Below are 14,313 nucleotides of genomic sequence, written 5' to 3' on the forward strand. Positions count from 1 at the left end.
CGTGATCACCCCAGCGACCCGGAAGACGCGCGACGGCTGCTCAGGTTGTCCAGGCGGGCAGGGCGTTCGCGGTGCGGGCCCCCAGACCGAGGGCGAGGGCGAGGCGCAGGTCCTCTTCCGTGTCCACGTCGCAGCGCAGCGACGGCCACGGCCCGATCAGCTCGGCCGCCCCGGAGAGCCGGTGGTGCCCGGCCGACCCGACGCCGAACCGGGGGTCGAGCTCCCCGCCGGGCGCGGCCAGCAGCAGCGTCGTGCCGGTGCCCTGGCGGTCCGGGACGAACGCGCGGCGGCCCGCGGCGGCGTCGAGCGCCGCCCGGAGCTCGTCGGGCCTGAGCGCCGGGAGGTCGGCCTGGAGCGCGCCGACGCGGGCCGACCCGAGCGTGCGCGCACCGTGCCGCAAGGCGGCGTTGAGCCCGGGCTCGCCGGGTTCCGGCAGCGACTCGACGCCCAAGGCGGCCATTTCGGACGCGACGGCGGGATCGGATGTGATCGTGACCACGCGCCGGACACCCGGCGTGCGCGCAGCCGCGCTCACGGTGTCGAGGGCGAGCGCGAGCGCCAGCGCCGCGTGCGACACCGGATCTCCGCCTGTCGCGCTGGTCAGCCTGGTCTTCGCCCTGTCCAGGGTCTTGACCGGGACCACGAGGTCGACTTCATCCCGCACCTCGCCATAGTCCACGATCCGGCGACTAGTGTGCTCTCGGGTTCAGGTCCACGCAGGTCTGGAGTGAGGAGAGGTCCACGTGGCCAAGGAGAAGGGCGGCTTCTGGGTGGGGGTCGCCGCGGCGATCGTCTACCCCATGTCGTTCGTGCTGGGCAGGCACCGGATCCTGAACGGGGAGCGCATCCCGCGCCAGGGCGCCGCGCTGCTCGTCATGAACCACATCTCGCACCTCGACCCGTGCTACGACGCCGTGTTCGTGCACCGCAACGACCGGGTGCCGCACTTCCTCGCGAAGCACAGCCTGTGGAACGTGCCGATCATGGGCTCGATCCTCAAGGGCGCGAAGCAGATCCCCGTCTACCGGGGCACCACCGACGCCCAGCAGAGCCTGCGCGCGGCGCACAAGGCGCTGGAGGACGGCCTGCTCGTGGTGATCTACCCCGAGGGCACGATCACCAAGGACCCCGACGGCTGGCCCGCGAACTCCCGCACCGGCGTCGCCCGGCTCGCCCTGCAGCACGACGGCCCGGTCATCCCGGTCGCCCGCTGGGGCACCCTCGACCTCTACAACCACTACCGCAAGAAGTTCCGGCCGCTCCCGCGCAAGACGATCACCCACCTCGTCGGCGAGCCGGTCGACCTGTCCGCGTACCGCGGCCGGGAGGAGACCCTGCCGCTGCTGCGCGAGGTGACGGACCTGCTGATGGGCGCGGTCAAGGACAACCTGGCCGAGATCCGGCAGCAGCAGGCCCCCGAGGGCTTCTACGGACCGAGGAAGGCCTGACCATGGCGATCGAACGCGTTGCGGTGCTGGGCTCCGGGTCGTGGGGCACGGCCTTCGCGAAGGTCATCGCGGACTCCGGTCCCGACGTGGTGATGTGGGCGCGCCGCCAGGAGGTCGCCGCGGAGATCACCGAGACCCGCGTGAACTCCGGCTACCTGCCCGGCATCTCGCTGCCCGCCAACCTCGCGGCCACCTCCGACCCGGCGAAGGCGCTCGACGGGGCGGACGCCGTGGTGCTCGCCGTGCCGTCGCAGACGCTGCGGGCGAACCTCTCGGCCTGGAAGGACCTGCTGCCGCCGGACGCGACCCTGGTGTCGCTGTCCAAGGGCGTCGAGCTCGGCACGCTCAAGCGGATGAGCGAGGTGATCCGCGAGGTCGCCGGCGTCGACGAGTCGCAGGTGGCCGTGGTGTCCGGGCCGAACCTGGCCAAGGAGATCGCCGTCGGGCAGCCGACCGCGACGGTCATCGCGTGCACGGACCACGACCGCGCGGTCGACCTGCAGCACGCGTGCTCCAACTCGTACTTCCGCCCGTACACCAACACCGACGTCGTGGGCTGCGAGCTCGGCGGGGCGTGCAAGAACGTCATCGCGCTGGCGTGCGGCATGGCGGCGGGCATGGGCTACGGCGACAACACGATGGCGTCGATCATCACGCGCGGCCTGGCCGAGACCGCGCGGCTGGGCGCCGCCCTCGGGGCCGACCCGCTGACGTTCGCGGGCCTCGCCGGCCTGGGCGACCTCGTCGCGACGTGCGCGTCGCCGTTGTCGCGCAACCGGTCCTTCGGCGAGCGGCTCGGCAAGGGCGAGACGCTCGCGCAGGCGCAGGAGGCCGCGCACGGGCAGGTCGCCGAGGGCGTGAAGTCCTGCTCGTCGATCCGCGAGCTCGCCGCGGCGCACGGCGTCGACATGCCGATCACCGAAGGCGTCCACCAGGTCTGCCACGACGGGCTGAGCGTGCGCGAGCTCGGTGCCGCGCTGCTGGGCCGCGACCGCAAGCACGAGCGCCAGTGAACGCCGAGTTCGGCGACGGCACGCGGGTCGTGCACGCCGTCCAGGGCGGGCCGGGCGAGCCGTTCGGCGCGCAGCCGGTGTTCGCGTCGGCGTTCCACCTCGGCGGTGAGGACACCTACGCCAGGTCGGGCAACCCGACGTGGCGGTCGCTGGAGAGCGCTCTCGGCTCGCTGGAGGGCGGCGAGTGCGTCGTGTTCCCGTCCGGGATGGCGGCGATCTCGACGTTGCTGCGCACGGTCCTGTCCAGCGGCGACACCCTGGTCCTGCCGTCGGACGGGTACTTCCTGAGCCGCAGGTTCGTGTCCGGAATGGACGTGCGGGTCGTCGAGGCGCCCACGGCGGGCCCGTACCCGTCCTTCGAGGGCGTGCGGCTGGTCCTGCTGGAGACGCCGTCGAACCCCGGTCTGGACGTGTGCGACATCGCCGCCCTGGCCGACGCGGCGCACGAGGCGGGCGCGTTGCTGGCCGTGGACAACACGACGGCGACCCCGCTCGGGCAGCGGCCGCTGGAGCTGGGTGCGGACGTGGTGGTGGCCTCGGACACCAAGGCCGTCGCCGGGCACAGCGACGTCCTGTTCGGACACGTCACGGTCGCGTCGCCCGAGCTCGCGACGCGGCTGCGCGACGCCCGCACGCTGAACGGCGCGATCCCCGGCCCGTTCGAGACGTGGCTCGTGCTGCGCGGCCTCGGCACCCTGGACCTGCGGCTGGAGCGGCAGGCGAAGAACGCGGCGGCGCTGTACGAGGCGTTGTCCGGCAAGGTCGGGGGCCTGCGCTGGCCCGGCGCCGAGCAGGACCCGGCCTACCTGCTGGCCGCCCAGCAGATGCGGCGGTTCAACGGCGTGCTGACGTTCGAGCTGCCCGACGCCGCGGCGGTGGAGGAGTTCGTGGAGCGCTCGGAGCTGGTGTCGGCGGCGACGTCGTTCGGCGGCCTGCACTCGACGGCGGACCGGCGCGCGCAGTGGGGAGACCCGGTGCCCGAAGGTCTGGTGCGCTTCTCCTGCGGTTGTGAGGACACCGCCGACCTGGTCGCGGACGTGTCCCAAGCTCTGGGACTGGATTGACGGAGGGTCCCGGTTCCGGGACCCTCTGCGGCATGTCCTTCAACACGTGTTGCTGTTGTACCCGGCGATAGTCCCGCGTCCTCTTTTCGCGCATTCGCCTGGTTAGGACCTTTTCCCGATGTTCGCCGTTCCCGAGAACAGCGTCGTACTGCCCGAGAACACCCAGCTGCTGCACCCCGTCCGGGTGGCTTTGGCGTGGGCCGCCGACCGCGACCGCTGGAAGCACCTGCTCCGCTACGACCCGGAAGAGCGCTTCTCGGCGTTGGTCGACAAGACCGGCGACCAGGAGATCTGGCTGATGAGCTGGCTGCCCGGCCAGACCGCGTCGCTGCACGACCACTCCACGACCTCCGGCGCGTTTACCGTGGTCAGCGGCCTGCTGACCGAGGTGGTGACGACCCGCATCCAGGTCGTGCACTCGCTGCGCGCCGGCCAGTCGCGCGTGTGGGGCCCCGGCTACGTGCACCAGGTGCGCAACGACGGCGTGGACCCGGCCGTGTCGATCCACGTGTACCGCCACGGCACACGCGCCATGACCCCGTACCGCTACGACCCGGTCAACGGCCCCGTCCGCTGACGTGCGGCGGCACGGGCTTGTCCGTCTCGTGCGGCACCGGCGCACCCCACGACTGGATGAGCGGCATGTGCCCGCCCCACACCAGGTTCGCCGCGAGGTCCTCTGGCTCCTCGCCGGGCCCGCCCTCGCGCACCTTGACGCTCGCCTCGGTGAGGTCGATCTCGAGCGCGACCGTCGCCGCGAGCTCCTTCTTGGACGGACCGCGCGCGTAGTCCCAGCTGCCCGGCGTGACGTGCTCGACGATGACCTTGAGCGCGTGCTCGGGGTCCTCCGCGACCTTCGCCGTGCCGTGGACGATCGCCGACCGGTAGTTCATGGAGTGGTGGAACACCGACCGCGAGTAGACGACGCCGTCCACCAGTGTGACGGCGACGCACACCGGCTTGCCCTCGAGCATGCTCCTGATGGACCGTGAGCCCGTCGACCCGTGCAGGAAGATGCGGTTGCCGTCCCGCCCGTACGCGGTGGGAACGAGGAACGGCGCCCCGTCGACCTCCACGGCGAGGTGGCAGACCAGGCCGGCGTCGAGGATGTCGTAGAGCACCTGGCGGTCTTGGACGGCTCGGTTCTTGCCGCGGACGACGGTGCTGCGTTCGGTGGGGGAGAGCTGCAGCTCGGAGGTCATACTCCTACTGTGCGGGGATAAGTGGCATCATTGAAGCGCCATTTTCCGCTCATTTCAGAAGTCCACTTCGTGGCTTGCGTCCACCAGGGGTGTCAGTGCTGTCCGGGAGAATGAAAACAAGGGGTCCCCTTGGCCGGGGGACGCCTGCGCGAGCGTGCGAGGTCGCCCGTGGCTGAGACCGCGCTCCCCGTCGCCCTCGACCGCGAGTCCGCCGAACCACTCGCCGTCCAGCTGGCCGACGCCCTCCGCTCCGCCGCCTCCGAAGGCCGCCTCCGGGCGGGCGACCGCCTCCCGTCCACGCGCGCACTGGCCGACAGCCTCGGCGTCTCCCGCACCGTCACCGCCGCCGCCTACGAGCAGCTGCACGCCGAAGGCTGGATCGCGGGCCGGCACGGCTCCGGCACCTACGTCACCACGACCCCGCCCGGTCCGCTGCGCAAACGTTCGCGCAAGCCGGTCGTGCCCGCCATCACCGACTTCGTCGACCTCGGCACCGGCGCACCGTGGGCGGGCGGGCTCGACCGGGCGGCCTGGCGCAGGGCGTGGCGGGCGGCGGCCGACGCGCCTCCGCTGTCCCGGCCCGAACGGGCGGGGCTGCCCGAGTACCGCGAGGTCATCGCCGAGCACCTGCTGCGCCACCGCGGTCTCGCCGTCAACGCGGACCCCGTGCTGGCCACCGGGGGCACGACGGCCGTCCTCACCGAGATCGCGGTGGCCGTCCTCGAACGCGGAGACGCCGTCGCCGTCGAGGAACCCGGCTACCAGCGGGCGGTGGGCGTCTTCAAGGCGAACGGGCTCAAGGTCGTGCAGGCGGTCGTCGACGCGGAAGGCCTCCTGCCCGACGCCGTCCCCGCGGGCGTGAAGGCCGTCTACTGCTCGCCCGCCCACCAGTACCCGCTCGGCGGGCGCATGTCGGCGGGACGCCGGGTGGCGCTCGTCGAACGGGCGCGGCGGGACGGCTGGCTCGTCATCGAGGACGACTACGACGGCGAGCTCCGGTACGACGTGGCCCCGTTGCCGTCGCTGGCCGCGCTCGCCCCGGACGTCGTGGTCCACCTCGGCACCACGAGCAAGATCCTCACGCCCACCCTCGGCGCGGGCTGGATGGTGGCGCCCGAGCACATCGCCACGGCCGTCCTCGAGCACCGCGACCTCACCGGCACGAGTCCGGCCGCGGCGGGGCAACGCGTCGTCGTCGAGCTCGCGCGGACCGGTGACCTCGGCCGGCACCTGCGCAAGCTGCGCCGCGAGCTGTCGGAGCGCCGCGCGCTGATCGTCGGCACGTTCGCCGAAGCGGGGATCGAGGTGCTGGGCGACGACGCCGGAGCGCACGTCGTGGTGCCGCTGCCCGGTGCCGAGCAGGAGCGCGAGGTCATGCGGGCGGCGCTGGAACGCGGGCTGCGCGTCGACGGGCTCGGGAGGCACTTCGTCAACCGCGCGAGGTGGCACGGGCTCGCCATCGGCTACAGCGCGTGCTCACGGGAACAGCTGGTCAGCGCGCTGCCGGTGCTGACCGAGCTGATCACAGCGAGCGGCTGACCACGACCACCTCGCGGGCCGTGACGAAGCCCAGCCGCTCGTTCACCCGGACCATCGCGGAGTTGGCCGAACCGGTCCGGTGTCGATGTGCTCGAGCTCCGGCCGGCAGTGCTCGCCCGCGCTGCCGTTGGTGACACCCAGCTCTCCAACGCGTGCCGCCCACGAACCGGAGCACTTCGCCGAGGTCCGGGTTCGGCTCCCGCAGCGATGCGATGGGCACAATCGCCCAAACGGGTAGGGTCCCCGGCATGACGCAGCGCAAGACGAGGGTGGCCGTGGTGTTCGGCGGCCGCAGCTCCGAGCACGAGGTCTCCTGCCAGTCCGCCAAGAGCGTCCTGCCCTACCTGGACCCGGACCGCTTCGAGGTGGTCCCCGTCGGCATCACGCCGCAGGGGCAGTGGGCGCTCGGCACGGACCCGAACGCGCTGGAGGCCGGTGCGGGCAACCTCCCGACGCTGCGCGGCAGGTCCGACATCACCCCGGTCGAGCCCGGCCAGGCGCTGAAGGACGTCGACGTCGTGTTCCCGCTGCTGCACGGCGCGTGGGGTGAGGACGGCACGATCCAGGGCCTGCTCGAGCTGGGCGGCGTCCCGTACGTCGGGCCCGGCGTGTTCGCGAGCGCCGCCGCCATGGACAAGGTCTTCGCCAAGAAGATCCTCCAGGCGGCGGGCCTCGACGTCGGCAGGTTCGTCGCGCTGGACCGGTCCGCCACCACGCTGACGCTCGACGAGCGCGAGCACCTCGGGCTGCCGGTGTTCGTGAAGCCGTCGCGCGCGGGCTCGTCCGTCGGCATCTCCAAGGTGAACGACTGGGCCGACCTCGACGCCGCGATCTTCGAGGCCCGACAGCACGACCCCAAGGTCATCGTCGAGGCCGCCGTCGCGAACCCGCGCGAGATCGAGCTCGCCGTGCTGGAGTTCCCGGACGGCCGCGTCGAGGCCTCGCTGCCCGCCGAGCTGCGCCCGGTCGGTGAGGGCGCCGACTGGTACGACTTCGAGGCCAAGTACGTCAACGACTCCTACGAGGCCGACATCCCGGCGAAGCTCGACGACGAGACCACGGCGCGGGTGCGCGAGCTCGCCGTGACCGCGTTCAAGGCGCTCGACTGCCAGGGCCTGTCCAGGGTGGACTTCTTCCTGACCGAGCAGAACGAGCTCATCGTCAACGAGCTCAACACCATGCCCGGCTTCACGCCGATCTCCATGTACCCCAAGGCGTGGGACGCGACCGGCATCGACTTCCCGACGCTGCTCACCACGCTGGTGGAGACGGCGATCGCGCGCGGCAGCGGCCTGCGCTAGGAGGTCTTGACCGGCTGCTTCGGCAGGAGGTCGCGCACCGTCGTGGAGATGTCCTGCAACGGTCCGGTGCCCGCGTCGTCGGGCACCGTCAGCGCCACGTACACGCCGCGGTCCACGACCACCCACGTCGAGCTGCCCGAACCGGGCAGCTGCAACCACTGGACGTCGGAGATCAGCCGCAGCTGCGACGTCGGCGTCAGCTCGGACGGCCGCGGCAACCCGCAGCGCAGGACCACCGGGTCGTGTTTGGCGTCACCCCACGCGACCGTGGCGGGCGGCGCGGGCGAGGCGATCTCCCTGCGCGACAGCATGTCCGTCCCGGACGGCAGCCCGAGCGGCAGCTTCTCCACGAGGGAAGCGCATTCCGGTGAGCCGGCCGACGGCGCGTCGATCGAGACCAGTGCGAGCGGACCCGTGCGACCGGGGACGTCCTCGGACTGGTTTCCCGTGCCCAGCCACAGACCGAGCCCGGCGACACCGATGGCGAGCAGCACGGCGAGCCCGACCGCCGCGAGCAGCGGCCGGGACAGCGCCGACGTGGTTTCCTGCTGAGTCACCCGGCTATGACAGCACGAGCTAGAGATGGACCACCGGGCAGGTCAGGGTGCGGGTGATGCCCTCGACGTTCTGGATGCGCGCGACCACGAGCTGGCCGAGCTGGTCGACGGTGTCCGCCTCGGCGCGCACGATGACGTCGTACGGACCGGTGACGTCCTCTGCGGTGGCTACCCCGGTGATCCCGGAAATCTCGGAGGCGACTGCGGCGGCCTTGCCGACCTCGGTCTGGATGAGGATGTATGCATGCACCACGGCGTGCCCCTTCGTCGCGACAGGTTGGGTCGGGGTAGGAACGTGTCACGCAACGTACCCCAGTTGGGGTTCCGAATGCTCAGATTGGGAGGCAACTTTGCGTCCGGAGCCGCCGCGCGACGCGGAGACGGTCGCCGACGTGGGTGAGTTCCACCTCATCCACAGGGTGACGACCGGTCGCGCGCAGCCGGAGACGACCATCCTCGGGCCGGGTGACGACGCGGCCGTCGTCGCCGTCCCGGACGGACGGGTCGTCGCCTCCAAGGACCTGCTCGTCGAGGGTGTCCACTTCAGACTCGACTGGTCCACACCCGAGCAGGTGGGCCGAAAAGCGGCCGCGGTGAACCTCGCCGACGTCGTCGCGATGGGCGCCCTGCCCTCGGCCCTGCTGGTCGGTTTCGCGTGTCCCGCGGACACCCCGGCGTCGGTCGTCGAGGGGATCATGGCGGGTCTGTGGGAGGAAGCGGCGAAGGCCGGCGCGGGCATCGTGGGCGGCGACATGGTCAGCTCCGCCACGCTGGTGATCTCCATCACCGCCATGGGCGACATGAACGGGCTCGAGCCGGTAACGAGGTCCGGAGCGCTCGTCGGGGACGTCGTCGCGGTCACCGGGAGGCTCGGCTGGGCGGCCGCCGGACTCGCCGTGCTCGGTCGCGGGTTCCGTTCGCCGGTCGGCATCGTCAACGCCCAGCGCAGCCCGGAGCCGCCGTACGAGGAGGGCCCCAGAGCCGCGGAGGCGGGAGCCACGTCGATGATCGACATCTCCGACGGGCTGCTGCAGGACCTCAGCCACATCGCGGACTCCTCCGGCGTGGCGATCGACGTCCGCACCGACCTGCTGCCGCTGCACCCGCGCCTGCTCGACGTCGCCTCGGCGCTCGGCGGTGACGCACGGCACTGGGCGCTGACCGGAGGCGAAGATCACGCCCTCGCGGCGACGTTCCCCGGTCCCAAGTCGGTTCCGCCCGGTTGGACGACGATCGGCACCGTCCGCGCGGGCGAAGGGGTCACGGTCGACGGCAGGGTTTACGAAAAACCTCCCGGCTGGGAGCACTGGCGGGCGTAAACTGGTCGATGTGGAACTATGCACGCGCGCGTATGATCATCCAGACTCGGTCAAGCTGATCGCCGACCTCCAGCAGGTCTTCGTCGAGCGCTACGGCGACGAGGACGCCACCCCCGTGGACCCGGCGCAGTTCGCCGCGCCGCTCGGCTACTTCGTGGTCGGCTACCTCGACGGCACGCCCGTCGCGTGCGGTGGCTGGCGCGTGCACCAGGAGCTCGAGGGCGCCGCCGAGATCAAGCGCATGTACGTCGCCGACGCGCTGCGCGGCCGCGGGCTCTCCCGGCTCGTCCTCACCGACCTGGAGGACACCGCGCGCGAGGCCGGCCACCGGCGGATGGTGCTGGAGACCGGTCTGCGCCAGCCCGAGGCGATCGGCCTGTACCTCGCCACCGGCTACGAGCGCATCGAGAACTTCGGCGTCTACCGCGACCACCCGGAGAGCCGCTGCTACGGGAAGTCGTTGTAGGTTCAAGCTCATGGCCATCTACGCGTTGGGGGACTACACGCCGCAGATCCACCCGGACGCGTACGTCCACCCGGACGCGACGGTGATCGGCGACGTGCGCATCGGTGCTTTCTCGTCGGTGTGGCCGCAGGCCGTGCTGCGCGGTGACTACGGGCGCATCGTCGTGGACGAGCGCACGTCGATCCAGGACGGCACGGTCATCCACTGCACCGAGGTCCACCCGGTGCACATCGGGTCGTCGTGCGTCATCGGCCACAACGTCCACATCGAGGGCGCGACCGTCTCGGACGACTGCCTGATCGCGTCGGGTTCGGTGGTGCTCAACGGTTCCATCGTCGAAAAGGGCGCGATCGTCGGCGCCGGCGCGGTGGTGTCGTTCGACGGCCACGTCCGCGAACGCACGATGGTGCTGGGGGTTCCGGCCCGCGAACGCGCCGGACACGTCGTGCCGGAACGGGCCTGGGAGTTCATCGTGGAGAAGTACGTCCAGAACATCGCCCTGTACCGGGAGAAGCTCCGTCGGCTCGATTGAGTGAGATAGGGTTCACAGCCGTGGCTCGTCCCCTCAACGAAGTTGTCGAAGCCGGCTGGGCTGAAGCTCTCGCCCCCGTCGCTGACCAGATCGCCGCCATGGGTGAGTTCCTGCGCGCGGAGGTCGCCGCCGGCCGCACCTACCTGCCGGCGGGCGAGAACGTGCTGCGCGCGTTCCAGCAGCCGTTCCACCAGGTGAAGGTGCTGATCGTCGGTCAGGACCCGTACCCGACGCCCGGTCACGCGGTCGGCCTGTCGTTCTCGGTCGCGCCGGACGTCCGTCCCATCCCGAAGTCGCTCATCAACATCTACAAGGAGTACGCCGAGGACCTGGGGTACCCGATCCCGTCCAACGGCGACCTCACGCCCTGGTCCGAGCGCGGTGTGCTGCTGCTCAACAGGGCGCTGACCGTGCAGCCCGGCAAGGCGAACTCCCACCAGGGCAAGGGCTGGGAGGCCGTGACCGAGCAGGCCATCAAGGCGCTCGCGGCCCGCGGGGCACCTCTGGTCTCGATCCTGTGGGGCCGCAACGCGCGGAACCTGCGCCCGTTGCTGGAGCCGTTGCCCGCCATCGAATCCGCGCACCCGTCGCCGCTGTCCGCGCACTCCGGGTTCTTCGGTTCGAAGCCGTTCAGCCGTGCCAACGAGCTGCTGGAGAAGCAGGGCGCCGAGCCGATCGACTGGAAGCTCCCGTAGTTGCCCCGGCAAGACGTGATCTGACGCTGACGGCCGCCGGTGCGGCCGTCAGCGAGTTCGGCAACGCGTTGTCGTTGCTCGTCCTGCTCTTCTGGGCGACGCCGATCAGCTCGTTGCTCGTCGCCGCGGTCCTGATCGCCGAGCTGCTGCCGCTCGTGCTCGGCGCCCCCCTCGCCGGTGCCCTCGTCGACCGGCTCCCCAACCGCCGCCTGCTGATCGTCGCCCTGCTGTGGCAGGGCGTCGCGATCGCGGCCATCGCGCCGCTGATGGGGCGCCCCGTCCTCGTCGTGGCGCTGGTGCTCCTCTCCGGCTGCGGCCGCGCGGTCGCACAGCCCTGCGTCTCCGCTCTCGTGCCGCACATCGCCGGCGAGGAAGAAGCGACGCGCGGCTACGCGTGGCTCAGCACCGGACGCAGCCTCGGCAGCATGGCGGGGGTCACCGGCGGTGCGTTGCTCGCCGGGTTCTTCGGCCACCCCGCCGCGTTGCTCATCGACGGCGGCACGTTCGTCGGCTACGCGGCGCTGCTGGTGTTCGTGCGCACGGAACGCCGGCCCTCCGGCACGCACGAAGCGCGCCCCGGCGCACTCACGGGCATCCGGCACGTGCGGCGGGACCAGGTGCTGTTCGTGTCGGTCGTCGGACTGGCCTTCTGCGTCGGCGCGGTCGTGGTCGTCAACGTGGCCGATCCCGCGTTCGTCCGGTACGTGCTGCACGGCGACGAGTTCGTGCTCGGCGCGATGCAGGCGTGCTGGATGACCGGGATCCTGGTCGGCAACAGGCTCGCCGCACGGCTGGAGACGATCTCCGGGGTGGCGCACGCGATCGCCGTCGCCGCCGTCACCACGGGCATCGGCGTGCTGATCCCCGCGTCCTTCCCGTTCGTCGTCGCGGCGGGAACGGGCTGGGTGGTCGGTGGCGTGTCGAACGGTGTCCACAACGTGGCCCTGAACGCCGTCGTGCGGATGCGCACGCCCGAGGAGGTGCGCGGGCGGGCGTTCGCCGCTGTCGGGTCGGTGGTGATCGGGGCGAACCTGCTCGGCACGGCGGCCGCGGGCGGACTGCTGCTGGTCGTGGAGCCCCGGACGGTGTTCGCGCTCGGCGGCACCGGGGCGTTGCTCAGCGGCGTCGCCTGCCTGGTGTTCGTGCGCCGGGCCCTGGAACGCGAAAAGAGCCCGGCCGAAGCCGGGCTCTCTCCGAACTGGTGATCTGTGGCGGTGATCAGCCGCGCACGACCTTGCCGGCCTTCAGGCAGGACGTGCACACGTTGATCCGCTGGCGCTGCGAGGCCGAGACCTTCGCGCGCACAGACTGGATGTTCGGGTTCCAGCGGCGGTTCGTCTTCCGCTGGGAGTGCGAAACCGAATGGCCGAAGCCCGGCCCCTTGCCACAGACGTCGCACACGGCAGCCACGTCAGCCACTCCTTCAGGTTCCTCAAGCGGTAAGTCATGCGTCCCGGTGGGCGCGCAAGCGTGCACAAGCCTCAACCGGGCACGGCAACTCGATGAGGGTAGCCGGTGGCCTCACCTGCGACCAAACCGGGTGGATACTCTCGCCGCCATGCAGGTCATGGATGCGGTCGCGGTGCGCAGATGGGCAGACGCCTGCGTGCGGTCGTTGGACGCCAACCGGGAGTCGATCGACCAGATCAACGTCTTCCCCGTCCCGGACGGTGACACGGGGACGAACCTGCTGCACACGATGCAGTCGGCGCTCGACGCGCTGCTGCGCTCGCCCATGTCGACGGTGGGGGACGCGCTGTCCGCCCTCGCCCGCGGCGCGCTGGCCGGGGCGCGCGGGAACTCGGGCGTGATCCTGTCGCAGGTGCTCAGGGGCCTCGCGGAGACCGTGCAGGAGGTCTCCCTGGTCACGGGGTCCGCGCTGCGCAAGGGCCTGCACAGGGCCGACGAGCTGGCCACCGCCGCCGTCTCGAAGCCCGTCCCCGGCACGGTGCTGTCCGTGCTGCACGCCGCGTCCGAGGCCGCCCGCGACTGCTCCTCCGACGAGCTCGACGACGTGGTGATGGCGGCGTCGCGCGCGAGTGCCGTCGCGCTGGCCGATACGCCCCGTCAGCTCGCCGTGCTGGCCAAGGCGGGGGTGGTCGACGCGGGCGGACGGGGCCTCGTTGTGTTGTTGGACACACTGGCCGCGGTGGTCACCGGCCGGAGCGTGGAAACACCGGTGGACGCACCCCTGCTGCCCCGCACGCCCGAGTCGCTGACGACCGCGCGCGAGGCCGGGTCGGCGGAGTTCGAGTACGAGGTCATGTACCTGGTCGACGAGACCTCGGAAGAGCGCGTGGCCGAGCTGCGCGCCACCTTGAACGAGCTGGGCGACTGCGTGTCGGTCGTGGGGGACGGCGCTTCGCTGTGGACCGTCCACGTGCACTGCAACGACATCGGCGCCGCCATCGAGGCGGGTGTGCGCGCCGGGCGCCCGCACCGCATCACGGTGGCGCGGTTCGCGGACCAGATCGCGGCGCAGGCCTCCCGGTTCGTCCGCGACCGGGCGATCGTGGTCGTCGTGAGCGGTGCGGTGGACCTGTTCCGCGCCGAGGGCGCCACGGTGTTCGACCTCTCCACGACTTCGGCGACACCCACGGACCTGTTGTCGGCAATAGTGTCGACGCGCGCGCGTCACGTCGCGGTGCTGCCCGGTGACCCGGACATCCGTGAGGAGCTGGACGAAGCCGTGGCGTACGCACAAGCCGCGGGGCAGGACGTGGTGGTGGTGCCGACGCTCTCGCCCGTGCAGGCCCTCGCGGCGTTGGCGGTCCACGACTCTTCTCGCCGCGCCGGTGACGACGTCGTCGCGATGGCCGAGGCCGCCGCGGCCACCCGCCGCGGTGAGCTCTCGGTCGCCGCCGACGAGGCCCTGACGTGGGTCGGCCGCTGCCAGCCCGGCGACCTGCTGGGCATGCTGGACGGCGAGGTCGTGCTGATCGAGCCCGGTCCCGCGGCACCGGACTCGGTGGCGGACCTGGCCTGCCGCCTGGTCGACCGCATGCTGGCGGGCGGCGGTGAGCTGGTGACGCTGCTCCTGGGCGCCGAGGCCCCCGACGGCCTCGTCGACGTGCTGGAGGACCACCTGCGGGTCACCCATCCGGAGGTCGAGGTGACGGCGTATCCGGGCGGCCAGCCCGACGCGCTCATTTTTGTCGGTGTCGAGTAGTTGAATGG

The 14,313-nt window shown here is 71.6% G+C and carries 17 protein-coding genes; 12 read left to right on the plus strand and 5 right to left on the minus strand.

Features of this window, described 5'->3' with window-relative positions:
• Positions 1–40: 40 nt before the first annotated feature.
• Positions 41–664, minus strand: a complete 624-nt coding sequence (gene cofC / locus V1227_RS35035) for a 2-phospho-L-lactate guanylyltransferase (RefSeq protein WP_329789479.1) — start codon at positions 662–664, stop codon at positions 41–43.
• A 79-nt stretch (positions 665–743) separates the two neighbouring features.
• Between cofC and V1227_RS35040 the strand changes: the two genes are divergently transcribed.
• The 4 genes from V1227_RS35040 to V1227_RS35055 all read left to right on the plus strand — a co-directional run bounded on the left by V1227_RS35040 (position 744) and on the right by V1227_RS35055 (position 4,102).
• Complete coding sequence (locus V1227_RS35040) at positions 744–1,448, plus strand: lysophospholipid acyltransferase family protein (protein WP_329789480.1); 705 nt, start codon at positions 744–746, stop codon at positions 1,446–1,448.
• A 2-nt stretch (positions 1,449–1,450) separates the two neighbouring features.
• Entirely contained in the window at positions 1,451–2,461 is a 1,011-nt protein-coding gene (locus tag V1227_RS35045; protein WP_329789481.1) for an NAD(P)H-dependent glycerol-3-phosphate dehydrogenase, read from the plus strand.
• Complete coding sequence (locus tag V1227_RS35050) at positions 2,458–3,525, plus strand: cystathionine gamma-lyase (RefSeq protein ID WP_329789482.1); 1,068 nt, start codon at positions 2,458–2,460, stop codon at positions 3,523–3,525. Before V1227_RS35045 ends, V1227_RS35050 begins: the two co-directional genes overlap by 4 nt.
• Before the next feature lie 118 nt (positions 3,526–3,643).
• Positions 3,644–4,102, plus strand: coding sequence for a cysteine dioxygenase (locus V1227_RS35055; protein WP_236225144.1), 459 nt, complete (start codon positions 3,644–3,646; stop codon positions 4,100–4,102).
• On the opposite strand, the gene V1227_RS35060 is transcribed toward V1227_RS35055, so the two are convergent.
• Positions 4,083–4,727 carry a pyridoxamine 5'-phosphate oxidase family protein gene (locus V1227_RS35060; RefSeq protein ID WP_329789483.1) on the minus strand — a complete coding sequence of 215 codons (645 nt, stop codon included), beginning with the start codon at positions 4,725–4,727 and terminating at the stop codon, positions 4,083–4,085. The genes V1227_RS35055 and V1227_RS35060 overlap by 20 nt on opposite strands.
• 168 nt (positions 4,728–4,895) lie before the next feature.
• On the opposite strand from V1227_RS35060, the gene pdxR reads away from it, so the two are divergent.
• Positions 4,896–6,266 carry a MocR-like pyridoxine biosynthesis transcription factor PdxR gene (gene pdxR / locus V1227_RS35065; RefSeq protein ID WP_329789484.1) on the plus strand — a complete coding sequence of 457 codons (1,371 nt, stop codon included), beginning with the start codon at positions 4,896–4,898 and terminating at the stop codon, positions 6,264–6,266.
• 248 nt (positions 6,267–6,514) lie between these two features.
• Entirely contained in the window at positions 6,515–7,567 is a 1,053-nt protein-coding gene (locus V1227_RS35070) for a D-alanine--D-alanine ligase family protein (RefSeq protein WP_329789485.1), read from the plus strand.
• Here the strand turns inward: V1227_RS35070 and V1227_RS35075 are convergent.
• On the minus strand, positions 7,564–8,124 hold the full coding sequence (locus tag V1227_RS35075) for a DUF3515 domain-containing protein (RefSeq protein ID WP_236225149.1): 561 nt from the start codon (positions 8,122–8,124) through the stop codon (positions 7,564–7,566). The two genes, V1227_RS35070 and V1227_RS35075, sit on opposite strands and share 4 nt — an antisense overlap.
• Positions 8,125–8,143: 19 nt before the next feature.
• Entirely contained in the window at positions 8,144–8,377 is a 234-nt protein-coding gene (locus tag V1227_RS35080) for an Lrp/AsnC ligand binding domain-containing protein (protein WP_053736927.1), read from the minus strand.
• A gap of 97 nt (positions 8,378–8,474) precedes the next feature.
• On the opposite strand from V1227_RS35080, the gene V1227_RS35085 reads away from it, so the two are divergent.
• From V1227_RS35085 to V1227_RS35105, 5 genes are read left to right on the plus strand one after another with little or no spacing between them, the layout of a single operon-like run.
• Positions 8,475–9,443, plus strand: coding sequence for a thiamine-phosphate kinase (locus V1227_RS35085; protein ID WP_329789486.1), 969 nt, complete (start codon positions 8,475–8,477; stop codon positions 9,441–9,443).
• A 10-nt stretch (positions 9,444–9,453) separates the two neighbouring features.
• Positions 9,454–9,909 carry a GNAT family N-acetyltransferase gene (locus V1227_RS35090; protein ID WP_329789487.1) on the plus strand — a complete coding sequence of 152 codons (456 nt, stop codon included), beginning with the start codon at positions 9,454–9,456 and terminating at the stop codon, positions 9,907–9,909.
• Between the two features lie 10 nt (positions 9,910–9,919).
• Positions 9,920–10,441, plus strand: a complete 522-nt coding sequence (locus V1227_RS35095) for a gamma carbonic anhydrase family protein (RefSeq protein ID WP_090095407.1) — start codon at positions 9,920–9,922, stop codon at positions 10,439–10,441.
• A gap of 20 nt (positions 10,442–10,461) precedes the next feature.
• A complete protein-coding gene (locus tag V1227_RS35100) occupies positions 10,462–11,136 on the plus strand; it encodes a uracil-DNA glycosylase (protein ID WP_329789488.1) in 675 nt (224 codons plus the stop codon).
• Positions 11,137–11,162: 26 nt separating this feature from the next.
• Complete coding sequence (locus tag V1227_RS35105) at positions 11,163–12,341, plus strand: MFS transporter (protein WP_329794184.1); 1,179 nt, start codon at positions 11,163–11,165, stop codon at positions 12,339–12,341.
• 13 nt (positions 12,342–12,354) lie between these two features.
• Here the strand turns inward: V1227_RS35105 and rpmB are convergent, their stop codons facing one another.
• Positions 12,355–12,546 (minus strand): 50S ribosomal protein L28, encoded by a 192-nt coding sequence (gene rpmB / locus V1227_RS35110; RefSeq protein ID WP_030467945.1) that lies wholly within the window; start codon positions 12,544–12,546, stop codon positions 12,355–12,357.
• Between the two features lie 148 nt (positions 12,547–12,694).
• Here rpmB and V1227_RS35115 point away from each other — a divergent pair, with 148 nt between their 5' ends.
• Positions 12,695–14,305, plus strand: coding sequence for a DAK2 domain-containing protein (locus V1227_RS35115; protein WP_329789489.1), 1,611 nt, complete (start codon positions 12,695–12,697; stop codon positions 14,303–14,305).
• Positions 14,306–14,313: the final 8 nt, after the last annotated feature.

The organism is Lentzea sp. DG1S-22, assembly GCF_036321065.1.
Classification (GTDB): Bacteria; Actinomycetota; Actinomycetes; order Mycobacteriales; family Pseudonocardiaceae; genus Lentzea; species Lentzea jiangxiensis.